Origin of the sequence: Enterobacter sp. Acro-832, from assembly GCF_011752745.1 — a bacterium.
GTDB lineage: Bacteria > Pseudomonadota > Gammaproteobacteria > Enterobacterales > Enterobacteriaceae > Enterobacter > Enterobacter quasiroggenkampii.
The window spans coordinates 238,755-260,595 of sequence record NZ_VWWX01000002.1 but is presented as its reverse complement, the minus strand read 5'-3'; the positions used below and the strand labels follow the sequence as shown (position 1 = coordinate 260,595).

The window sequence follows — 21,841 nt, the reverse complement described above, 5'->3', positions numbered from 1 at the left end:
AACTCATCGCCAGAATGGCTTAGATACCTCGCACAACATGAACATGAAATTAACAGCGCTTTTTGCGGCGGCGTTAGCCGTAGTAGGTTTTTGTAAGACCGCGTCTGCGGTGACGTATCCCCTGCCGACCGACGGAAGCCGTCTGGTGGGTCAAAACCAGGTGGTGACGGTTCCTGAAGGTAACTCTCAGCCGCTGGAGTATTTCGCGGCGCAGTACCAGCTGGGTCTGTCTAACATGCTGGAAGCGAACCCGGGCGTTGACCCGTACCTGCCGAAAGCAGGTACCGTGCTGAATATCCCTCAGCAGCTGATCCTGCCGGATACCGTTCATGAAGGTATCGTAATTAACAGCGCCGAAATGCGTCTGTATTACTACCCGAAAGGCACCAATACCGTCATCGTGCTGCCAATCGGTATCGGCCAGCTGGGTAAAGACACCCCGCTGAACTGGACCACCAAAGTTGAACGTAAGAAAGCGGGCCCAACCTGGACGCCAACGGCTAAAATGCACGCGGAATACATCGCTGCGGGCGAACCGCTGCCAGCCGTTGTGCCAGCAGGCCCGGATAACCCGATGGGTCTGTATGCCTTGTACATTGGCCGTCTGTATGCGATTCACGGCACCAACGCCAACTTCGGTATCGGCCTGCGCGTGAGCCACGGCTGCGTGCGTCTGCGTAACGACGACATCAAGTTCCTGTTCGAAAACGTGCCGGTCGGTACGCGCGTGCAGTTCATCAACGAACCGGTGAAAGCAACGTCTGAGCCAGACGGCAGCCGCTACATCGAAGTGCACAACCCGCTGTCCACCAGCGAAGACCAGATCAACAACAACGAAGTCGTTCCTGTTACGCTGAACAGCGCGGTACAGGCGGTAACGTCTCAGCCAGACGTTGAAACGGCGATTGTTGACCAGGCCGTTCAGAACCGTTCCGGTATGCCGGTGCGTCTGAACTAATCACGTCACGCGCATTAAAAAAGCGGGCTTAGAGGCCCGCTTTTTTTTACCCGTTATTCACGATCACAATCCCGCCGTGGTCGTACCGATAGTGACAGTGGGCATACTCCAGCGGCGTGCCATCTTCCAGGTAAATGACCTGCTCCACCTCCAGTACCGGATCGGTTTCCTCGCAGACCAGATGCTCTCTGTCCAGCGCGCTGGGCTTAAGCGCCCGCACCACCCGATACGAGCCCATAATTTTCAGCCCCAGGGTCTCCTGAACGTACTGAAACACTGAACCTTCGAGATGGTTTTTCGTCAGGCCCGGCACCAGATTCATCGGCATCACCGTGGAATCCAGCGACATCGGTTCGCCGTTCAGTAAACGCAGGCGAATGAAGTCGTAGATCGGCGCATCGGCGTTAATCATCAGCGACGCCTGCTCTTTTTCATTCGGGAAGCGCAGTTCGAAATGCACCACCTGGCTCGTAACCGTACCCAGATGCGCCCAGGTTTTGGTCGCGCCAAAGTAGTCGCTGCCGGAGAGATCCCACTGCGAAAGCTGGAGGAAATTTTTGCGGATGAACGTCCCCTGCCCCTGGCGGGTATAGACCAGCCCTTCGACGATCAGCTGGCGCATCGCCTGCTGGATGGTCATCCGGCTGGTGCTGAACTCCGCCGCCAGCGCAAACTGGTCCGGCAGCGGTTCATGGGCGGCGTACTGCTGGCTGATAATGCGTTTCTTGATTTCCCGCGCTATGGTGATGTACTTCGCCGCCATCGTCCTTCCTTTCTGTTAGTTTTCTATCCCGCTGTTTTTCAAGGCCACTCGCTCGGCAATTTTGAGGAAAGGCAGGTAGAAGAATACACCAAATACGATGATTGCCAACTGCACCACTACCGCCCGCCAGTCCCCCGCCGTGGCCAGCCAGGCGCTGAGAATCGGCGGCGTGGTCCACGGGATCATCACCACGCAGCGCGACATGAATCCCAGCGTGGTACAGAGCCAGGCGAAGTAAATGCCTATCGCGGGCAACAGCACAAACGGGATCATCAGCGGCAGGTTAAACACGATCGGCAGGCCAAAAATCACCGGCTCGTTGATATTAAACAGGCCCGGCGCTAGCGAGAGACGCGCCACCTGCTTCGCCGACTGTTGTCGGGAGAAGATAAAGATGGCGATCAGCAGCGAGATGGTGCTGCCCGTCCCGCCCACCATGCCAAAGGTCGGCACGAAGATGTTATTGATGATGTGCGGAATGGGCTGGCCGTTGGCGAAGGCCAGCATGTTCTCGTTGGTATTGATCAGCAGGAACGGCTCCAGTACCACGCTGTTGACCACTGACTGATGAATGCCGAGCGTGAACAGGAAGTTGCCGAAGCTGTAGATGAAAATCGTCCCCGGCAGGCTGGTGTTGATCAGCCGCAGCGGCTGCTGGATGAAGGTCGTAATGAGATGGATCAGGTCCGTATGCAGCACGTTTGCCAGCACCGCCGCGAGCACCGCGAACAGGGAAAGCGTGAGAATGGTTGGGATCAGCGCGGTAAAGGATTTGCTCACCGCCGGGGGCACGTTTTCCCCGAGCGAAATGTGCAGCGCCTTCAGCCGAGAAATAGCGATAAACACTTCCGTTGAAAGTAGCCCAATCAGCACCCCGGCGAAAATCCCTGTGGAGCCGATATTGGCGAAGGTCAACACCTGCGTCACGCTGACCGCAGCGTCGCTGCCGACGGGCGTAATCTGTAAGCGCATCGGCATCATAATGATAAAACTGCTGACGGCGATAACCACTGCCGAGACCGGATTGTCGAAATCTTTGTTGCGCGCCAGCGACCAGGCAATCATCGGGGCCAGCAGCAGCGCGGCGATGTTCAGCGTGCCGTTGATAATCGCCTCGCCCCACACCTGAAAATGCGCCAGCGTATCGCCCTTAAACATCCACGGAAACACCACGTTGTTCACCAGCACCGCCAGACCGGCGAGGATGAAAATGGGCATTACCGTGGCGAAGGCGTCGCGCAGGGAGCGCAGGTGCACCTGGTTTGCCAGGCGCGCCGAGAACTCGACAAACTTATCGACAAAGGACTGCATGTGCGGTGTGATTTTTGTTTCAGACATAGCGGCGTGTTCCCATCAATCAGTCACAAAAACGGCCCGGCAGCGTACGGCTTACATCTCGCGTCCGTTGGTATGGATAACCTGTTTTAACCACGCGTAGCTCTTCTTCGGCACACGCTTCAGGTCTTTCAGGTCGTGGTTTTCCCGGTTGACATAGACCACGCCGTAGCGCTTACGCATGTCGCCCTGGGAGCTGAGAATGTCGATCAATCCCCAGCCGAGGTAGCCAATGACCTCAGCCCCGTCCTCGAACATCGCCGCTTTCATCGCCTCGATGTGCGCCCGGTGATAGTCGATGCGGTAGGTGTCCTCAATCGGGTTCACCCCGTCCCAGGATTCAATTACCCCAATGCCGTTTTCAATCGGGAACACCGGCAGGCGCCAGTCGTTGTAATAGCGGGTAATGATGGTGCGAAAACCGAGCGGGTCGATCTGCCAGTTCCACTCGGTGGCTTTCAGGTAGGGGTTATTTTTCTCGCCGTGCAGCAGGTAATAGTTGACCGGCGTGCCTTCCGGAATGGCATCGCTGTCCAGCGTTTTGCTGGCGTAGTAGCTGAAGGCCATATAGTCGTTTTGGGTGCGCGCCAGCAGCGCGAGATCGTCTGCGCGGTAGATATCGCCAAAGCCCTCCTGCTCCACCACCGCCATCACCGCCGGGCTGTAGCCCTGCCCGGCGAAGACGCGCAGCAGGTTCTGGTTGAGGAATTCGTCATATTGCTGGGCGCAGAAGATATCGCGCGGTTTGCAGGTGGCCGGGTAGATCAGCTGGTGCGCCAGCATGCCGCCCATCAGCTGGCCCGGTTTCGTCTGGTGCAGGTATTCGGTCAGCGCCATGTGCGCCACCATCGTATGGTGCTGGAGCAGGTACAGCTCGCGCAGGGTTTTCTCGCCTTTCATATAGCCGGAAATGCGGAAAGCTTCCGGCATATGGAAAATATTCTGCTCATTGAAGGTCAGCCAGTACTTCACGCGGTCGCCAAAGCAGTCGATCATCTTTTTGCCGTAGCGGATAAAGGCGTCCATCACGCGGCGATCGATAAAGCCGTTGTACTCCTGCGCCAGCGCGAGCGGCATGTCGAAATGGTACAGGCAGATCATCGGCTCGATGCCGCGGGCGATCAGATCGTCTATAAAGCGGTCATAAAATGCGATGCCTTCGTCGTTGAACGGGCCGTCGCCCTGCGGGCAGACGCGGCTCCAGGAGATCTGGAAGCGGTAGCAGTTCATGCCCAGATCCTGCATCAGGTCGAAATCTTCCCGGTAGCGGTGGTAGGAGTCGGTCGCCACTTTCCAGTCGGAGACGTTCTCCCCGGCTTCACGAATGTCATACACCGACATCCCCTTCCCGCCTTCGTTCCATGCCCCTTCCGTCTGCATGCTCGATACCGAGTTGCCCCATAAAAAGTTGGCTGGCAGCTGATTGTTCATGTTCTCTCCCTATATGACTAGTCATTTAAAAATTCATGACTAGTCATATAGGCGAAGATGTAAAAACGATCAAAGAGGAGGATCGTTTTTTGTGAGCAATGCGGGAAAAAAAGCCCCGGTAAGCGATGCGCGACCGGGGCAAGAAAGGTTACTGCTGCGCGAGCTGGTTGCGGCGATATTCACCCTGCCGCTCCAGCATCCAGCCAGGATATTCCCGCGGCAGCGCGCTCACCGCATCAAGCTGCTGAAGCTCCTCTTCGCTGAGACGGATCCCGGTGGCGGCAATGTTGTCGTCCAATTGTTCAACGCGTTTCGCGCCAATGATGACGCTGGTCACCGCTTTCTGGTGCAGCAGCCACGCCAGCGCGATTTGCGCGACGGAGACACCCTTGCTTTCGGCGATCGTGCGCATCACGTCCACGCAGTCGAAGGCGCGATCTTTGTTCACCGGCGGGAAATCAAACTCCAGACGACGACCACCGGCTTCGCTCTGCCCGTCGCGGCCATATTTTCCGCTCAGCAGGCCGCCTGCCAGTGGGCTCCAGACCATCAGCCCGACGCCTTCGCTCTGCATCATCGGCACCAGCTCGCGCTCAAGATCGCGTCCGGCGATGGTGTAATACGCCTGGAGGGATGCGAAACGCGCCAGCCCGAGACGCTCGGAAATGCCCAGCGCTTTGGCAATCTGCCACGCCGCCCAGTTCGAGACGCCGATATAGCGCACGTGGCCGTGCTGCACCAGGTTATCCAGCGCATACAGCGTCTCTTCAATCGGCGTGGCCGGGTCGAAGCCGTGCAGCTGATAAAGATCGATATGATCGAGCTGCAGGCGACGCAGGCTCTCCTTCACGCTGCTGATGATGTGATAGCGCGAGCTGCCGCGCGAGTTCACCCCTGCTGTTCCGGTTTCGCCGAACACTTTGGTCGCGACGACCACGTTCTCGCGGGGGATTTTCAGGTTTTTCAGCGCCTGGCCGGTGATCTCCTCCGAACGCCCTTCCGAGTAAACGTCCGCGGTATCGATAAAGTTGATCCCGGCATCCAGCGCGCGGCCCACCAGCTGTTCTGCTTCGCTTTGCTGGAGCTGACCAATCTTGCCCCACATGCCGCCTTCACCGCCGAAGGTCATGGTGCCGAGGCACAGTTCAGAAACGAACAGACCGGTGTTGCCCAGTTTTTGATAACGCATAAGATAATCCTCGCATGTCGTTTAAGGGGTACCCGATAGTTATACCCGCCCCTCAGCCATCGCGAATGTGGCGTTCCTGTCCGTTTCTTGCCCAATCCTCTGAAAATTTATCCGCGCGGGGCGTCGCCAAAGACGCTGTAGTCCGGTAATTGCACCTGCTGATACGGCTCCCAGCCGCCGCCGAGCGCCTTGTAGAGCGCCACCAGATCGAGTGCGCTTTGCACCTGCGCCTGCGCGCGCTGCTGCTCGGCCTGGGCCAGCTGTCGCTGGGCATCCAGCACGTCAATGAAGCTGGCGATCCCCTGGCGGTAGCTGTCGCTGGCTAAATCAAAGGCGTTTTGCAAAGCGTCGATCGTTTTTGCGAGACCCGCTTCACGCTGCTGGTCGGTGCGATAACTCACCAGGGCGTTTTCGACATCGCCAAGCGCGGTGAGCACCGTCTGACGATAGTCCAGCACCGCCGCCCCCTGCTGCGCGCGCGCCACCTTCACGCTGGAGACCAGCCGACCGCCCTGGAAGATGGGGATGGAGACCTGCGGGCCAAAGCTGTAGAAGTGGCTGCTCCAGTCGGTCAGCCAGTTGGTTTCACTGTTGCGCAGGCCAAACTGCCCGGAGAGGGTAAAGCTCGGGAACAGCTCCGCCACCGACACGCCAATCTGCGCCGTGGCGGCATGAAGATTCGCCTCCGCTTCACGCACGTCCGGACGACGGCGCGCCAGCGTCGACGGAATGCCGGTCTGCACGATATCCGGCAGCGCGGGCATCGGCTGCACGCTTTGTAATTCCGCATCCAGCGCCCCCGGCGGCTTGCCCAGGAGGATCGCCAGGCCATTCATCGCCTGACGCGCCTGCGCCTGGTACTGCGGCAGCTGCGCCTCCAGGTTACCCAGCTGTGCACGCGCATTCTCCACGTCCATCTGCGGCGACAGCCCGCCGCGCTGGCGGCTCTCGGTCAGATCCAGCGTCTGCTGCGCGCTTTTAATCTGGGTGTTCAGCGTGTCGATAACGCTTTGCGCCCCGCGCAGCTGGAGCCACGCGCGCGCCACTTCCGCCTCCAGCGACACCAGCGCGTCGTTACGCTGCTCGATAGCCGCTTTCTGCTGCGCTTCGGCGGCTTCCACCTGACGACGCACCTTACCCCACAGGTCAATTTCCCACTGGGCGTCGAAGCTGCCCTGGTAGAGGTTGATCGGCTGCGTCAGCGGTCCCAGCGCGCCCTTGAGAGCGGGATCGATGCTATCCACCTGGTCATACACGCCGTGGGATTTCAGCTCCCCTTCTAGCCCGAGCTGCTGGCGCGTCGCCTGCAGATTGCCGTTCACCGACGGGTAAAACGCACCGCCCGCCTGGTTAATCTGCTCGCGCGCGCCGGCGATGCGCAGCACCGTCTGCTGCAGCGTCAGGTTCCCGGCAATGGCGCGTTCCACCAGGCTGTCGAGCTGTGGCGAGCCGAAGGTCTTCCACCAGCGCGGGTTGGTCGCGGCGGAGGTCGTCTGCGATTTTACCGCGCTGTCGCCCTTATCGTTCCAGTGCGTGACGGCAGGTGGCGCGGGCGGCTGATAGTCCGGCCCGACGGCGCAACCTGCCAGCAGCATCATTATCATCAGGGGGTGTAAACGTCTGTGTATCATCAATGTGCTCCTGCACTCCCCTCGCTCTTAACCGGCGAGAGCAACAAACAAAACGGAATCAGTAACAAGGCCACGGCGCTCAGGATGGTGAAGACGTCAATGTAGGCCAAAAAGCGCGACTGCTCGATCATGGTCTGGTACAGGCGTCCGGTGGCGATGCCGGTGGGGTCTCCCACCTGGGTCGTGAAGTTCTGGATCGCCTGGGCGCTTTCGCGTATCGCCTGCTGGAACTGCTCGTTAAATGGCGAGGCGTGGTACGCCAGATGCGCACTGTGCGCCTGGGACCGTTCAGTGATGGCCGCCGTCGACAGCGAGATCCCGACCGAGCCCGCGACGTTACGGAACATGGTGAACAGCGCTGCCGCATCGGCATTCAGCCGTCTTGGAATCGAAATAAAGGCAATGGTGGTCAGGGGCACAAACAGGAACCCCAGCCCCAGCGACTGGGCGCTGCGGAACAGCACCAGCGTCTCGAAGTCGATATCCGGGGTCAGCGTGCGCGACCAGAAGAACGACACCGCCAGGCAGGTAAAGCCAAAGGCGATAATCCAGCGCGTCTGCACCACCGGCATCAGCTTCAGCACCAGCGGAATGGTCAGCACAATCAGCACCGCCCCGGGCGACAGCACCAGCCCGGACCAGGTGGCGGTATAGCCCAGGTCCTGCTGCGCCAGCTGCGGGATCACCACGGAACTGCCGTACAAAATCATCGCCATCCCCGCCATCAGCAGGCTGGAGATGGCAAAGTTGCGGTCCTTCATGCAGTGCAGATCCACCACCGGTTTTCTGGCATACACCAGCCAGTAAATGGCACCGATAATGCCGATAAGCGTTAACACCGCGAAGGTACGAATAAAGTTCGAGTAGAACCAGTCCTCATCTTCCCCCCGGTCAAGCATCACCTGCAGGCAGCCCAGCCCCAGGGCGATCAGGCCGATCCCCGTCCAGTCGATAGTCAGCTTCTCTTTTGACTTGCTCTCCCACGGCGGATCTTCCAGCAACTGGTAGATCGCCAACACCGTGACAATCCCCACCGGGATGTTGATAAAGAACACCCAGCGCCAGGAGTAATTGTCGGTGATCCAGCCCCCCAGCGTCGGGCCGAGGACCGGTGCAACAATAATCGCGATGGACGAGAGCCCAAAGGCTTTGCCCCTGTCCTCCGGCTTGAAGTAGTCGAGCAGTACCGACTGCTGCGTGGGCTGTAGCCCGCCGCCAAAAAAGCCCTGCATCACGCGGAACAGGATGATCTGCCACAGCTCGGTGGCGATGCCGCAGAGGAACGAGCAGACGGTGAACATGACGATGCAGATCAGGAAGAACTGCTTGCGGCCGAAGACGCGGCTCAGAAACGCCGAGATGGGCAGCACGATGCCGTTCGCGACCAGGTAGCTGGTTAACACCCAGGTGGATTCGTCATAGCTGGACGAGAGCGAACCCGCCACGTGGGGCAGCGCCACGTTGACGATGGTGGTGTCGAGGATCTCCATAAACACCGCCAGGGTGACAACAATCGCCACCGCCCACGGATTGCTGGCGGGCTTCCAGCTGTCGTGGCTGTGATCCGTCATTCCACCGTCACCTTCGGCGCAACCGACAGCCCCAGCGGCAGCGGTTTGTTCGGATCGAGCCCCTTATCAATCACGATTTTGACCGGCACGCGCTGCACAATTTTGACAAAGTTACCGGTGGCATTTTCTGCCGGGAAGGCGGAGAAGCGCGAGCCGCTGCCCTGCTGGATACTGTCAACGTGGCCCTCAAGCGCCATATCCGGCCACGCGTCGACGGACACGGTGACCTTATCGCCGGGCTTCATGCGCTCAAGCTGGGACTCTTTGAAGTTCGCCACCACCCACACGTTCGGCGAAACCAGGGAGAACAGCGCCGTACCCGCCTGCACCAGCGTGCCGGGCTGCACGTTGCGTTTGGTGACAAACCCGTCGAACGGGGCGCGGACTTCGGTGTAAGAGAGGTTCAGATTGGCCGTTTCCAGCTGCGCTTTCGCCTGATCGACCTGACGCTCGCGCGCTTCAACGTTGGTTTCCTGCTGGCGGATTTGCAGCTGGACCTGCTCTGCCACCTCCAGCTGCGCCTGGGCGCTGGCCAGCCCCGCCTGCGCGCTGCGCAGCTGAGCGTTCGCGGAATCAATGCTTTGCTGGGTGGTTGCCCGCGGGTCGACACCGCGCTGGCGACGGTATTCCGCCTGCGCGTTCGCCAGATCGGCCTGCGCTTTCAGCACCTGCGCTTTGGCTTCGTCACGCTGGGCGGGATACTGCACTTTTGAGAGCGCCAGCTGCGCCTGAGCCTGATGCAGCTGCGCGATGGCCAGCCCAAGCTGGGCCTGAGCCTGATCGCGCTGCGCGGTGGTATCACGCGGATCGATGACCACCAACAGATCGCCCTTTTTCACGCGCTGGTTATCGCGCACCCGCAGCTCGGTGACGTAGCCTGCCGTTTTCGGGGCAATCGTCACCACGTCGCCGTCGGTAAAGGCGTCGTCAGTCGTCTCTTCGTTACGGGTTAAAAACCACCAGACCAGCGCCACGACAACCATCACCACCACGACAATGCCGAGGATAATTAACGGTTTTTTGCCCGGGCGCTTACGCTCATTATTATTTTTGTCCTGCTCGTCAGCAGGCTTATTTTGATCTTCAGCCATAGTTCAGCAACGGTCCTGTCAGTGAGCGGCATCACACTATGCCGTTCACTAAAGCTAGGACGTTGCTATACGTTTGCCAGGAAAAACTGACAAATTGCGCACTATATGAGAAGGAATATTCCGAAACCGATCGCCGCGGCCCAAACCAGCATCGGTATCGACCAGAGATGGAAGCGCCACCAGATACGACGGTCGTTGGCCATGCGCAGGGCAATCAGGTTGGCCAGCGAGCCGGGCAACAGCCCAAACCCGCCGATATTCACCGCCCAGGCCAGCAGCGTGTCCGGCGGAACATAGTTGAGTAGCAGAATGGTGGACGGCACGTTGCTGATAAACTGCGACAGGCCAATCGCCGTCAGCCACAGTCCCGACTGAGACAGCGTGCTGACGCTGTGCAGCACGTTCTGCAGCACCGGAAGCTGGATGAGAAGATGCACATCAATAAACATCACCATAAAGACCAGCAGCAGCGTCCAGTCCACGCTGACCAGCACGCGCCGCGCCAGGACGACAAAGCCCGCGGCGACAAGCAACACGCCCGCCACTTCATACTTCAGTTCCAGCGCGAACAGAAAGACGATATATAACCCGAGACAGCTCCAGACCAGACGCGGCTGCCACTGCGGGCCCGTGGTGTCGCTGTGGTATTGCAGTTTTTTATCCGGAAACGCAAACCAGCAGACCGCCAGCAGCGACAGCATCATCACCAGCGCCAGCGGCGCCATCTGCCAGGTAAAGGCGGCGAACGACAGACCGGAACGTCCCCAGAGGAGGATATTTTGCGGGTTGCCGATAGGCGTTAACAGAGAACCGGCGTTAACGGCGAGCGCTTCAAAGATGATCAGCCGGCTGACCGGGATCTCGCAAAGCTTACGCAGCGTGAGCGTGAGGGGCACGATGATAAACAGCGCCACGTCGTTGGTCAGAAACGTCGACAGCACCGCGGCGGAAAACACCATAAACAGGGACAGCCTGCGCTCGATGGCAAAACGGCGCACCATTTTACGGCCCAGCACGTCAAAATAGCCGCTCAGCTCAACCCCTTTGGTGAGCATCATCAGGCCGCTCAGGGTAATGATGGTGCGCCAGTCAATAGCGGCGGGCCAGGCCTGCGGCGCAAACGGCACAAAGAGGCTTAACCCTGCGCCAATGAGTAATAAGAGATGGAAGAAACGATCGCGTGCCAGGGCCTGCAGTCCAGGGATTTTCATTCAGCGGAGGGACCATATTTAAGCGTAAACTCACGAAACTTCACCAGCGTCTCTTCGCTAACGTGGTGTTCCATTCCTTCCGCATCCCGGCGGGCAATCTCCGGGCTGACGCCCAGCACCAGCAAAAAATTCTCGACAAGCTGATGGCGCTCGCGGCTCTCCTGCGCGAGTTTCTCCCCTTCTGGCGTCAGAAAGACCCCGCGCCAGGGGATCATTTCGATTAGGCCCACGGAGGCGAGACGTTTTAACATTTTTGCGACAGTTGGCTGTGATACCCCCAGCCTGGCGGCCATATCGACCTGACGCGCTTCCCCGACCTCACGAATCAGATCGGAAATGAGTTCAACATAATCATCAATCAATTCACGCCGGTGCGCTTCACGGACCTGGCGAAAACCTTCGACATGCTCTTCAACATTCACCAGTTGCGTCGTTTTTTTAATGGTTGGCTTACCTGCGCGACGGTTCATTGTACTTCCTCAGTGGGGTGACGCTTCCAGCGCCCGGTATCGAGAGCGCACATTGTAAACCATCCCTCCACAAGCACAAAAAATTAACGAAATAGCCATAGCTATACAATATAGCCTGTGCTATATCTGTATGTAATGCAGTCACCCTTCACGGATCGAAGGGATCAAAAATCAGGAGGTCTTATGAACGAATTCAAGAGGTGCATGACCGTGTTTACCCACTCACCCTTTAAAGTGCGCTTAATGCTGCTGAACATGCTGTGCGATATGTTTAACGGCAAACCGCATCAGGATGACAAACCTTCCCACTAAGCGGCGTCGCGGTACGCCGCTTCATTTTCCCGTCACATTTTCGCTGTAAACTGGCTTCCAGCCGCCCTATTCCCGATCTTTTTTACGGATTTGCAATCCCCTTCGCAAAACATCTGCTTAGCAACTGTTGATATTATTTAGCGCTCGCACTATCTTCTTGCAGCCCTGCACAATTTGCGGCTCGCTGAAGCGGACCCTCATTCCCTCTCCACGCACTGTCAGGCAGGTTATGACCCTTGACGCCAGGGTGAGCACATGGCGTTTTCATCCATGATAGTGACCTATGAATTTAACCCTGATAGATACCGTTGTGACCCGCAGCCGGGCCTTAAGCCCGTGGACGGGGTTTTACTTTTTGCAGTCATTACTGATTAACTTTGCGCTCGGTTATCCCTTTAGTCTGCTCTACGCGGTGGCCTTCACCTGCATTCTGCATGTGCTGTGGCGAGCCGCGCCGCGCGCGCAAAAAGCATTAATCGGCATCTGTTCGCTGGTTGCGGCACTCTATTTTCCGTTTGGTCAGGCGTACGGCTCGCCAAACTTTAATACCCTGCTGGCGTTGCACTCGACCAATATGGAAGAGTCGACGGAGATCCTGACGATCTTCCCGTGGTACAGCTACGTGGTCGGGCTCTTTATCTTCGCGCTGGGCGTTATCGCCATTCGCCGTCAGCCGGGCGAGAAAAAATCCTGGGGTAAGATCGACATACTCTGTCTGGTATTCAGCGTTGCCGTGGCATTTGTCGCCCCTATCCAGAATATTCCCTGGGACGGTAAGCTAAGACTTATTAACATCGGCTATCCGGTTTTCCGCTTCGTGAAAGACGTCGTTGTAAATAATAAAGAGGTTCTCGACGAACAGGCCCGCATGGCTGAGCTTTCCAATATGAAAGACACCTGGAACGTGCTGGCCGTTAAGCCGAAATATCACACCTATGTGGTGGTGATTGGCGAAAGCGCGCGTCGCGATGCAATGGGCGCGTTTGGCGGCCACTGGGATAACACCCCGTTCGCGAGTTCGGTCAAAGGCACCCTGTTTACCGATTATGTCGCGGCCAGCGGCTCAACGCAGAAATCGCTCGGCCTGACCCTTAACCGGGTGGTGGATGGCAAACCGCAGTATCAGGATAATTTCGTCACCCTGGCAAACCGCGCAGGTTTTCAGACGTGGTGGTTCTCGAATCAGGGGCAAATTGGCGAATACGATACGGCCATCGCCAGCATCGCCAAACGGGCTGACGAAGTGCAATTCCTGAAAAACGGCGATTTTGAAGCCGACAAAAATACCAAAGACGAAGCGCTGCTGAAAATGACGGCGCAGGTCTTCGCTACCCCGCGCACCCAGCCTCAGCTGATCGTCCTGCACCTGATGGGATCGCACCCGCAGGCCTGCGATCGAACCGGCGGGAAGTACGCGGAGTTCGTGCAGTCCAAAGAGACCTCCTGCTATCTCTACACCATGACGCAAACCGACGACCTGCTGAGCAAGCTCTACGATCAGCTGCGCAATACGGGCGACAGCTTCTCCCTGGTCTATTTCTCGGATCACGGGCTGGCGTTTAAAGAGCGCGGGAAAGAGGTGCAGTATCTGGCGCACGATGACAAGTTCCAGCAGAACTTCCAGGTGCCGTTTATGGTGCTGTCGAGTGACGATAAAACGCATCGCGTTATTAAAGCGCGTCGTTCAGCGAATGATTTCCTGCAGTTTTTCTCGCAGTGGACGGGGATTACCGCCGGGCAGATAAAAAATGCTTACCCGTTTGTCTCTAACAAGAAAGCTCCCCAAGTGTACGTTACCAACTTCAAGTTACAGAAAGTTGACTACAACCATCTGGGTACGGATATTTTTGATATTAAGAGTAAGTAGCGGTCTGATGCCCTCACCCTGGTCCTCTCCTACAGGGCTGAGGCCTGCACGGACGACTCCCTCTCACTTGAGGGAGAGGGATGGGATGGGATGAGGGGGAACATACGGCTCTGGTGGTCATTCCGTTCACTTTATGTTCCTTGCTACTCTGTAACGACATCACCGGTGAACGTGCCAGGGTGGCTCAGTCGCCACCACCCTGGCGACCCGGGCTCCCGGCGGTAAATCGCCGCTTCGCGGTACCCTCAGCTTATTCCTTCAGGCTATCGGGTCGGGCATGAGCCTGCATCCCTGCAGGCCACGCCCTCTCGGCGCATCCCTGCGCCTCGCCCCGGCCTTACGGAAACGCTTCGGCGATTTACAGCCGGACCATAGCATCGCTGAAGGTTAATCATTTCACTTCAAAACCTGAATCGCTTCTGGTTTAAAGTTACCAGGGACCTTTCCCCACAGCGGGAGGGAACAAAATAAAAAAAAATCCGCCACAGTGGGCGGATTTTTTATTTAATCACCGAAGTGATTAGAAGCGGTAACCTACGCCCGCGATCCAAGTGCCAACGTCAACGTTGCGGATACGGCTCTGCTCATAGGAGAAGTCCAGAGCAACGTCCTGGATTGGGTTGAACTGCAGGCCTGCGCCATAGGAGAAGCCGTAGTCGCTGTTGCTTGCAGTGCGGTTCAGACCTTCGTTTTCGGTCTGCTGGAATTTACCGTAGCCAACACCTACAACACCGTAGATGCTTGCCCAGTCGTTCAGACGGTAAGCTGGGCCCGCGGTGATACCGTAGTACTGGCCTTTGTTGTATGCGCCGTTTTCAGAACGATCTTTCTCGGTGTAGGTGAAAGAACCGATCACGCCCAGTGGGTTGTTATCCTGCTCGTAACGATACTTCAGGTTGAAACCGTTAGCTTTGTTCATCACGCCCTGATAGTCGCTCTGAGCGTAACCACCAGTAACAGTAGAAGTAGCAGCTACAGCGGTACCTGCGGAAACAGCCAGTACAGCGGCCAGTGCTGAAAGACATGCAATTTTTTTCATAACCACCTCAAATGTGATCCAAGTAAGTCCGTAAGTTTTAAATATATCAAAAAAATTTGCGAAACTCTTTGTGATTCGTGATGTCTAATGAAACCTTTCCTGTAACAGAACGTTTCCAGCATCAGCTATCTCTTTCAAATCACATGCAATTTTCACTACTAAATGCGCATAGTGCGCGTCTGCGCAGTTACATTCATCCAGATTATTCCTAATCTGACAGGCGATAAATCCACCAGCGCTTAACCATTTTACGGATTTCAACTGCTTTTTTTTCAACAGTACCTCAACCGTAGCCGCATATTTCCTTTACACTGCAACCTTTACCTCATTTGACATAAGCTGACAGGAGAAAGGATGCCTGGGTTATCCCGCACGTCGTCGGTCTGGTTGCCGGTAGCCGTCATACTCATTGCCATGTTGTCCATTCAAAGCGGCGCCTCGCTGGCAAAATCGCTTTTTCCGCTGGTTGGCGCGCCCGGGGTGACCGCCCTGCGTATTGTGCTGGGCACGGCAATACTGGTGGTCATTTTTAAACCGTGGCGTCTGCGCTTCAAAAAGGAGCAGCGTTTACCGCTGCTGTTTTATGGACTCTCCCTGGGGGCAATGAACTACCTGTTCTACCTCTCCATCCAGACGATACCGCTGGGTATTGCCGTCGCGCTGGAGTTTACCGGCCCGCTGGCGGTGGCGCTGTTCTCCTCCCGACGTCCGGTCGATTTTATCTGGGTCGTGTTAGCCGTACTGGGCTTATGGTTCCTGCTGCCGCTGGGCCAGAGCGTTTCTGAGATTGACCTGACGGGCGCAGCGCTGGCGCTGGGCGCAGGTGCCTGCTGGGCTGTCTATATCCTCACCGGCCAGCGCGCAGGGGAAGAGCACGGTCCGGCGACCGTCGCGTTGGGTTCCCTGATTGCGGCCATCGTGTTTGTGCCCATCGGCATGGCGCAGGCGACAGAGTCTATCTGGCAATGGTCCGTCATGCCCATCGGTCTGGCGGTCGCGATTCTCTCTACCGCACTCCCCTATTCTCTGGAGATGATTGCGCTGACGCGTCTGCCGACACGCATATTTGGCACCCTGATGAGCATGGAGCCTGCACTTGCCGCGATTTCCGGGATGGTGTTTCTCGGCGAAACCCTGACATTGACCCAGACGCTGGCGCTCTGCTCGATTATCGCGGCATCAATGGGCTCGACGCTTACCATGCGCCCGGAGCCAAAAGTTGAGAAAGTGGATATCAACTAAGGCCATATATTCTGCATGGCTTCCACGCCATGCAGAATAAAGGCCAGAAACACAGGCGTTATAATTTCTTACACACTCACTCCTGCCAGCAAAATATTCCTCTGCGTTAACTTCCCCATTCAGCAATTAAGATTGATCTGTATCAATTTATAAATTATCTAATACTTTCAATAAATTAAATTCTCAACCTCCTTCTCGCTATTAAACCGATAGGCACAGCCAAACCGCAGAGAAAAAATCCGGTGCTATACTTAGTTCCGTAATTACCTGGGACATAAACATCAAGAGGATATGAGATTATGAGTACCGCTAAACTGGTGAAAACGAAAGCGTCTAATCTGCTTTATACCCGTAACGATGTATCGGACAGCGACAAAAAAGCGACCATTGAGTTGCTGAATCGCCAGGTGATCCAGTTCATCGATCTTTCGCTGATCACCAAACAGGCCCACTGGAATATGCGCGGTGCAAACTTTATTGCCGTTCATGAAATGCTGGATGGCTTCCGCACAGCACTGGTTACCCACCTCGATACGATGGCTGAACGTGCCGTTCAGTTAGGCGGCGTGGCGCTGGGCACCACACAGGTGATCAACAGCAAAACCCCGCTGAAAAGCTATCCGCTGGATATCCATACCGTTCAGGATCACCTGAAAGAGCTGGCGGACCGCTATGCGATTGTGGCGAACGATGTGCGCAAAGCGATTAGCGAAGCGAAAGACGAAGATACCGCAGACATCTTCACCGCCGCGTCCCGCGATCTGGATCAGTTCCTGTGGTTCATCGAATCTAACATCGAATAATTCATACGAATTTTCTATCAAACCCTCGCCCTTCGGTGAGGGTTTTGCACATCTATGGTGCACGTTTTTTGCCTGAGAATGTGCAAAAGTGAAGAAATTGTAATAATCACCTCACACAACCGTTAACGGAAGATTGTTTTTTCGTCAGAATTTACGCTAAATATCTCCCCGTCAGTTGAGCCAAACGAAGCGCACCAAAACAGTGCTCCACTTTGGTGCAATAAGACCTCATTGCCCCATTTATTGTGCAATGCATGACATCATCCCCTTTGCAAAACAATAGCTTGTAAAGTTGGCACGATTTTTTCATTGTGCCACCTGTTCTCGCAGGGGATCGCCCCGTGGATATAAAAGGAAATGCTATGAAGTCTGTATTAAAAGTTTCACTGGCTGCACTTACCCTGGCTTTTGCGGTGTCCTCTCAGGCTGCCGACAAACTGGTTGTGGCGACCGACACGGCGTTCGTTCCGTTTGAATTCAAACAGGGTGACAAATACGTTGGTTTCGATGTGGATCTGTGGGCCGCCGTCGCAAAAGAACTCAAACTGGATTACACCCTGAAGCCGATGGACTTCAGCGGCATCATCCCGGCACTGCAAACCAAGAACGTTGATCTGGCGCTGGCGGGTATCACCATTACCGACGAACGTAAAAAAGCGATCGACTTCTCTGATGGCTACTACAAAAGCGGCCTGCTGGTGATGGTCAAAGCCGATAATAACGACGTAAAAAGCGTGAAAGATCTCGACGGCAAAGTGGTGGCAGTGAAGAGCGGCACCGGTTCGGTTGATTACGCGAAAGCCAATATCAAAACCAAAGACCTGCGTCAGTTCCCGAACATCGACAACGCGTACATGGAACTCGGCACCAACCGTGCTGACGCTGTTCTGCACGACACGCCGAACATCCTGTACTTCATCAAAACAGCCGGTAACGGCAAGTTCAAAGCCGTTGGTGAGTCTCTGGAAGCCCAGCAGTACGGTATCGCGTTCCCGAAAGGCAGCGACGACCTGCGCACGAAAGTTAACGGCGCGCTGAAAACGCTGAAAGAGAACGGCACCTATAACGAAATCTACAAAAAATGGTTCGGTACCGAGCCTAAATAATTTCACCTGAATTCAGGTTTGTAACGCCCGGTGGCGCTACCGCTTACCGGGCCTACGTTTTTCGTTTTTCACCACGGTATACAGGAATACATCATGCAGTTTGACTGGAGCGCCATCTGGCCTGCCATTCCACTCTTGCTTGAAGGCGCTAAAATGACCCTGTGGATTTCGGTCCTGGGTCTGGTTGGCGGGTTGATTATCGGTCTTGTCGCCGGTTTCGCCCGTACCTACGGTGGCTGGATTGCAAACCACATCGCACTGGTTTTCATCGAAGTGATCCGCGGCACCCCCATTGTCGTGCAGGTCATGTTCATTTACTTCGCCCTGCCTATGGCGTTCACTGACCTGCGCATCGACCCGTTCAGCGCAGCCGTCGTCACCATTATGATCAACTCAGGCGCCTACATTGCGGAAATCACCCGCGGTGCGGTGCTGTCGATTCATAAAGGTTTCAGTGAAGCCGGTCTGGCATTAGGCCTTTCACGTCGCGAAACGATCCGCCACGTTATTCTGCCGCTGGCGCTACGTCGCATGCTGCCACCGCTGGGTAACCAGTGGATCATCAGCATTAAAGATACGTCGCTGTTCATTGTTATCGGCGTGGCCGAACTGACCCGTCAGGGGCAGGAGATCATTGCTGGCAACTTCCGCGCGCTGGAAATCTGGAGTGCGGTGGCCGTGGTCTACCTGATCATTACTCTGGTTCTGAGCTTCGTTCTGCGTCGTCTTGAAAGAAGGATGAAAATCCTGTGATTGAATTTAAAAACGTTTCCAAGCACTTTGGCCCAACCCAGGTGCTGCACAATATCGATCTGAACATCCAGCAGGGTGAAGTGGTGGTCATTATCGGGCCATCCGGCTCCGGTAAGTCGACCCTGCTGCGCTGCATCAACAAGCTGGAAGAGATCACCAGCGGCGATCTGATCGTCGACGGTCTGAAGGTGAATGACCCGAAAGTGGATGACCGTCTGATTCGTCAGGAAGCGGGCATGGTGTTCCAGCAGTTCTACCTGTTCCCGCACCTGACGGCGCTGGAGAACGTGATGTTTGGCCCCCTGCGCGTGCGCGGCGCCAACAAAGCGGCGGCAGAAGCGCTGGCCAAAGATCTGCTGGCGAAAGTCGGCCTGGCTGAACGCGCGCACCACTACCCTTCCGAGCTGTCCGGTGGTCAACAGCAGCGCGTGGCAATTGCCCGCGCGCTGGCGGTCAAACCGAAACTGATGCTGTTTGATGAGCCTACGTCCGCACTCGACCCGGAGCTGCGCCACGAGGTGCTGAAGGTCATGCAGGATCTGGCGGAAGAAGGGATGACGATGGTTATCGTGACCCACGAAATCGGCTTCGCTGAGAAAGTGGCGTCCCGCCTGATCTTTATTGATAAAGGCCGTATCGCGGAAGACGGTAACCCGCAGGAATTGATTGCGAACCCGCCGAGCCCGCGTCTGCAGGAGTTCCTGCAGCACGTCTCCTGATCCCTCGCTTGACGCTAAAGCCGGGCTTGCCCGGCTTTTTTACGCCAGATTGTTCCCAAAAATCCCCCTCCGCGTCCCGACTTCTATACTTATCATTTTGTTCGACATTTTCACCGGAGGACGCCGTGCCGTGGATCCTGTTGCTGTTGATTAGCCTGTTTAGTGCGCCATCGTTCGCCGTCGCGATCCCCGGCGTGACCACCGGAACAACCGCCAGTCAGCAAAGTACGCCCCCTCCTGAACCCGATGTCGAACAGAAAAAAGCCGCCTACAGCGCCCTCGCCGACGTCCTTGAGAACGACACCTCCCGGCAGGAACTCATCAGCCAGCTGCGGAAAGTGGCCGCCACGCCGCCGCAGGAGCCGGTGCCTGTCATCACCCCTCCTCAGGTGGAGGAACAAAAAACGGTGCTGGAAAATGTCACCGACGTGAGCCGACACTATGGGGAAGCGCTCTCCTCGCGCTTTGCTCAGCTCTACCGCAACCTGATTGGCTCACCGCATAAGCCGTTTAACCCACAAACGTTTACCGCCGCCGCCACGCAGTTCCTGATGCTGGCCGGTGCAGTCTTCCTTTTTTACTGGCTGGTGCGCCTGTGCGCGTGGCCGCTGTACCGCAAAATGGGGCAATGGGGACGCAGAAAGAATCAGCAGAAAAGCAGCTGGCTGCACCTGCCGTTGATGATAGCCTCAGCGTTTATCATTGATTTACTGCTGCTGGCGCTGACGCTGTTCTTAGGCCAGATGCTGGCCGACAGGCTGAACGCGGGCAACAAAACCATCGCCTTCCAGCAGTCGCTTTTCCTGAATGCCTTTGCCCTGATTGAGTTCTTCAAGGCGCTGCTGCGGCTACTCTTTTGTCCCCACGTGCCGGCGCTGCGTCCTTTCGCCATCCGGGATGAAACGGCGAAGTACTGGGCGCTGCGCCTGAGCGTGCTCAGCGGGCTGATTGGCTACGGCCTGCTGGTGGCCGTGCCGATCATCTCCAACCAGGTGAACGTCCAGTTTGGCGCGCTGGCAAACGTCATTATCATGATCTGCATTACCGTCTGGTCGCTGTATCTGATCTTCCACAATAAAAAAACCATTACCCAAAGCCTGCTGAATCTGGCCGATCGCTCCCTCTCGTTCTTCAGCCTGTTTATTCGCGCTTTCGCCCTGGTGTGGCACTGGCTGGCAAGCGCCTACTTCATCGTATTGTGCTTCTTCTCGCTGTTCGACCCGGGCAATAGCCTGAAATTCATGATGGGGGCGACGTTCAAAAGCCTGGCCATTATCGGCATCGCGGCGTTTGTGTCGGGGCTGCTGTCGCGCTGGATTTCGAAAACCATCACCCTGTCGCCGCAGGTACAGCGTAATTACCCGGAACTGCAAAAACGGGTAAACGGCTGGATGTCGGTATCGCTGAAGGTGGCGCGCATCCTCACCGTCTGCGTGGCGATTATGCTGCTCCTGAATGCGTGGAGCCTGTTTGATTTCTGGAACTGGCTGCACAACGGTGCGGGTGAGAAAACGGTCGACATCCTGATTCGCATCGCGTTGATTTTGTTCTTCTCTGCCGTCGGCTGGACGCTGCTGGCGAGCCTTATCGAGAACCGTCTGGTGTCGGATATTCATGGCCGTCCCCTGCCCAGCGCGCGGGCAAGAACGCTGTTAACCCTGTTCCGCAACGCGCTGGCGGTCATTATCAGTACCATCACCATCATGATTGTGCTGTCGGAAATCGGAGTGAATATCGCCCCGCTGCTGGCCGGTGCCGGTGCTCTGGGGCTGGCGATCTCCTTCGGGTCGCAAACGCTGGTGAAGGATATTATTACCGGCATCTTTATCCAGTTTGAGAACGGGATGAACACGGGCGATCTGGTGACTATTGGGCCGTTAACCGGCACCGTTGAGAGGATGTCGATTCGCTCGGTGGGCGTGCGCCAGGACACCGGGGCGTACCACATCATTCCCTGGTCCTCGATAACTACCTTCGCCAACTTTGTGCGCGGCATTGGTTCCGTGGTAGCGAACTACGATGTGGATCGTCATGAGGACGCCGATAAAGCGAAGCAGGCGCTGCGCGATGCGGTAGAAGAGCTGATGCAGATGGAGGATATTCGCGGACTGGTGATTGGCGAGCCGTCATTTGCCGGCATTGTCGGGCTGACGAACACGGCCTTTACCCTGCGCGTGTCGTTCACCACCCAGCCGCTGAAGCAGTGGACGGTGCGCTTTGCGCTCGACAGCATGGTGAAAAAACACTTCGATCTGGCGAACGTGCGGATGCCGGTCCAGACCTATCAGGTACTGCCGCCGCCCGCAGCGCCGCTCCCACCGCAGGAGCCAACGCTGTAGCCTCGTTGCCG

Annotated in this window: 19 protein-coding genes; 9 read left to right on the top strand and 10 right to left on the bottom strand. The window is 56.6% G+C overall.

Going from position 1 to position 21,841, the window contains the following annotated elements; genetic code table 11:
- Nucleotides 1-37 precede the first annotated feature (37 nt).
- The gene (gene ldtB / locus F3J31_RS07700; RefSeq protein WP_032649383.1) at nt 38-958 is read left to right on the top strand and encodes a L,D-transpeptidase; all 921 of its coding nucleotides are present in this window, start codon (nt 38-40) and stop codon (nt 956-958) included.
- A 46-nt stretch (nt 959-1,004) separates the two neighbouring features.
- On the opposite strand, the gene F3J31_RS07695 is transcribed toward ldtB, so the two are convergent.
- From F3J31_RS07695 to mntR, 9 genes are all read right to left on the bottom strand, one after another.
- A complete protein-coding gene (locus tag F3J31_RS07695; RefSeq protein WP_045909415.1) occupies nt 1,005-1,721 on the bottom strand; it encodes a GntR family transcriptional regulator in 717 nt (238 codons plus the stop codon).
- 15 nt (nt 1,722-1,736) lie between these two features.
- On the bottom strand, nt 1,737-3,059 hold the full coding sequence (locus tag F3J31_RS07690; protein WP_045909416.1) for a PTS transporter subunit EIIC: 1,323 nt from the start codon (nt 3,057-3,059) through the stop codon (nt 1,737-1,739).
- A 51-nt stretch (nt 3,060-3,110) separates the two neighbouring features.
- On the bottom strand, nt 3,111-4,487 hold the full coding sequence (locus F3J31_RS07685) for a glycoside hydrolase family 1 protein (protein ID WP_167212307.1): 1,377 nt from the start codon (nt 4,485-4,487) through the stop codon (nt 3,111-3,113).
- Nucleotides 4,488-4,635: 148 nt separating this feature from the next.
- Entirely contained in the window at nt 4,636-5,676 is a 1,041-nt protein-coding gene (locus F3J31_RS07680; RefSeq protein ID WP_045909418.1) for an aldo/keto reductase, read from the bottom strand.
- 107 nt (nt 5,677-5,783) lie between these two features.
- A complete protein-coding gene (locus tag F3J31_RS07675) occupies nt 5,784-7,307 on the bottom strand; it encodes an efflux transporter outer membrane subunit (RefSeq protein WP_167212304.1) in 1,524 nt (507 codons plus the stop codon).
- On the bottom strand, nt 7,307-8,878 hold the full coding sequence (locus tag F3J31_RS07670) for a DHA2 family efflux MFS transporter permease subunit (RefSeq protein WP_048027030.1): 1,572 nt from the start codon (nt 8,876-8,878) through the stop codon (nt 7,307-7,309). Before F3J31_RS07670 ends, F3J31_RS07675 begins: the two co-directional genes overlap by 1 nt.
- Nucleotides 8,875-9,969, bottom strand: coding sequence for an HlyD family secretion protein (locus F3J31_RS07665; RefSeq protein WP_048222160.1), 1,095 nt, complete (start codon nt 9,967-9,969; stop codon nt 8,875-8,877). Before F3J31_RS07665 ends, F3J31_RS07670 begins: the two co-directional genes overlap by 4 nt.
- 101 nt (nt 9,970-10,070) lie before the next feature.
- Entirely contained in the window at nt 10,071-11,180 is a 1,110-nt protein-coding gene (locus F3J31_RS07660) for an anion transporter (protein WP_167212301.1), read from the bottom strand.
- The gene (gene mntR / locus F3J31_RS07655; protein ID WP_008501176.1) at nt 11,177-11,650 is read right to left on the bottom strand and encodes a manganese-binding transcriptional regulator MntR; all 474 of its coding nucleotides are present in this window, start codon (nt 11,648-11,650) and stop codon (nt 11,177-11,179) included. The genes F3J31_RS07660 and mntR overlap by 4 nt, the downstream gene beginning before the upstream one ends.
- 183 nt (nt 11,651-11,833) lie before the next feature.
- Here mntR and mntS point away from each other — a divergent pair, with 183 nt between their 5' ends.
- On the top strand, nt 11,834-11,962 hold the full coding sequence (gene mntS / locus F3J31_RS07650; RefSeq protein ID WP_008501175.1) for a manganase accumulation protein MntS: 129 nt from the start codon (nt 11,834-11,836) through the stop codon (nt 11,960-11,962).
- 283 nt (nt 11,963-12,245) lie between these two features.
- Nucleotides 12,246-13,829 carry a phosphoethanolamine transferase gene (locus F3J31_RS07645; protein ID WP_063621229.1) on the top strand — a complete coding sequence of 528 codons (1,584 nt, stop codon included), beginning with the start codon at nt 12,246-12,248 and terminating at the stop codon, nt 13,827-13,829.
- Between the two features lie 520 nt (nt 13,830-14,349).
- Here the strand turns inward: F3J31_RS07645 and ompX are convergent.
- On the bottom strand, nt 14,350-14,868 hold the full coding sequence (gene ompX / locus F3J31_RS07640) for an outer membrane protein OmpX (protein ID WP_008501173.1): 519 nt from the start codon (nt 14,866-14,868) through the stop codon (nt 14,350-14,352).
- Nucleotides 14,869-15,222: 354 nt separating this feature from the next.
- Here ompX and rhtA point away from each other — a divergent pair, with 354 nt between their 5' ends.
- The 6 genes from rhtA (at nt 15,223) to ybiO (ending at nt 21,830) form a co-directional block, all read left to right on the top strand.
- On the top strand, nt 15,223-16,110 hold the full coding sequence (gene rhtA / locus F3J31_RS07635; protein WP_008501172.1) for a threonine/homoserine exporter RhtA: 888 nt from the start codon (nt 15,223-15,225) through the stop codon (nt 16,108-16,110).
- Between the two features lie 299 nt (nt 16,111-16,409).
- On the top strand, nt 16,410-16,913 hold the full coding sequence (gene dps, locus F3J31_RS07630; protein ID WP_008501171.1) for a DNA starvation/stationary phase protection protein Dps: 504 nt from the start codon (nt 16,410-16,412) through the stop codon (nt 16,911-16,913).
- Between the two features lie 362 nt (nt 16,914-17,275).
- Entirely contained in the window at nt 17,276-18,019 is a 744-nt protein-coding gene (gene glnH / locus F3J31_RS07625; RefSeq protein WP_023310880.1) for a glutamine ABC transporter substrate-binding protein GlnH, read from the top strand.
- Between the two features lie 93 nt (nt 18,020-18,112).
- Nucleotides 18,113-18,772 carry a glutamine ABC transporter permease GlnP gene (gene glnP, locus F3J31_RS07620; RefSeq protein WP_003858462.1) on the top strand — a complete coding sequence of 220 codons (660 nt, stop codon included), beginning with the start codon at nt 18,113-18,115 and terminating at the stop codon, nt 18,770-18,772.
- Nucleotides 18,769-19,491 carry a glutamine ABC transporter ATP-binding protein GlnQ gene (gene glnQ, locus F3J31_RS07615; RefSeq protein ID WP_023292945.1) on the top strand — a complete coding sequence of 241 codons (723 nt, stop codon included), beginning with the start codon at nt 18,769-18,771 and terminating at the stop codon, nt 19,489-19,491. Before glnP ends, glnQ begins: the two co-directional genes overlap by 4 nt.
- Nucleotides 19,492-19,616: 125 nt before the next feature.
- The gene (gene ybiO, locus F3J31_RS07610; RefSeq protein WP_048027019.1) at nt 19,617-21,830 is read left to right on the top strand and encodes a mechanosensitive channel protein; all 2,214 of its coding nucleotides are present in this window, start codon (nt 19,617-19,619) and stop codon (nt 21,828-21,830) included.
- Nucleotides 21,831-21,841: the final 11 nt, after the last annotated feature.

Coding starts and splice junctions, on each gene's coding strand:
- F3J31_RS07660 (WP_167212301.1), bottom strand. CDS start 11,180: ATGAAAATCCCTGGACTGCAGGCCCTGGCACGCGATCGTTTCTTCCAT.
- F3J31_RS07670 (WP_048027030.1), bottom strand. CDS start 8,878: ATGACGGATCACAGCCACGACAGCTGGAAGCCCGCCAGCAATCCGTGG.
- mntR (WP_008501176.1), bottom strand. CDS start 11,650: ATGAACCGTCGCGCAGGTAAGCCAACCATTAAAAAAACGACGCAACTG.
- F3J31_RS07645 (WP_063621229.1), top strand. CDS start 12,246: ATGAATTTAACCCTGATAGATACCGTTGTGACCCGCAGCCGGGCCTTA.
- ompX (WP_008501173.1), bottom strand. CDS start 14,868: ATGAAAAAAATTGCATGTCTTTCAGCACTGGCCGCTGTACTGGCTGTT.
- dps (WP_008501171.1), top strand. CDS start 16,410: ATGAGTACCGCTAAACTGGTGAAAACGAAAGCGTCTAATCTGCTTTAT.
- F3J31_RS07665 (WP_048222160.1), bottom strand. CDS start 9,969: ATGGCTGAAGATCAAAATAAGCCTGCTGACGAGCAGGACAAAAATAAT.
- glnH (WP_023310880.1), top strand. CDS start 17,276: ATGAAGTCTGTATTAAAAGTTTCACTGGCTGCACTTACCCTGGCTTTT.
- F3J31_RS07675 (WP_167212304.1), bottom strand. CDS start 7,307: ATGATACACAGACGTTTACACCCCCTGATGATAATGATGCTGCTGGCA.
- F3J31_RS07690 (WP_045909416.1), bottom strand. CDS start 3,059: ATGTCTGAAACAAAAATCACACCGCACATGCAGTCCTTTGTCGATAAG.
- F3J31_RS07685 (WP_167212307.1), bottom strand. CDS start 4,487: ATGAACAATCAGCTGCCAGCCAACTTTTTATGGGGCAACTCGGTATCG.
- rhtA (WP_008501172.1), top strand. CDS start 15,223: ATGCCTGGGTTATCCCGCACGTCGTCGGTCTGGTTGCCGGTAGCCGTC.
- ldtB (WP_032649383.1), top strand. CDS start 38: ATGAACATGAAATTAACAGCGCTTTTTGCGGCGGCGTTAGCCGTAGTA.
- F3J31_RS07680 (WP_045909418.1), bottom strand. CDS start 5,676: ATGCGTTATCAAAAACTGGGCAACACCGGTCTGTTCGTTTCTGAACTG.
- mntS (WP_008501175.1), top strand. CDS start 11,834: ATGAACGAATTCAAGAGGTGCATGACCGTGTTTACCCACTCACCCTTT.
- F3J31_RS07695 (WP_045909415.1), bottom strand. CDS start 1,721: ATGGCGGCGAAGTACATCACCATAGCGCGGGAAATCAAGAAACGCATT.
- glnP (WP_003858462.1), top strand. CDS start 18,113: ATGCAGTTTGACTGGAGCGCCATCTGGCCTGCCATTCCACTCTTGCTT.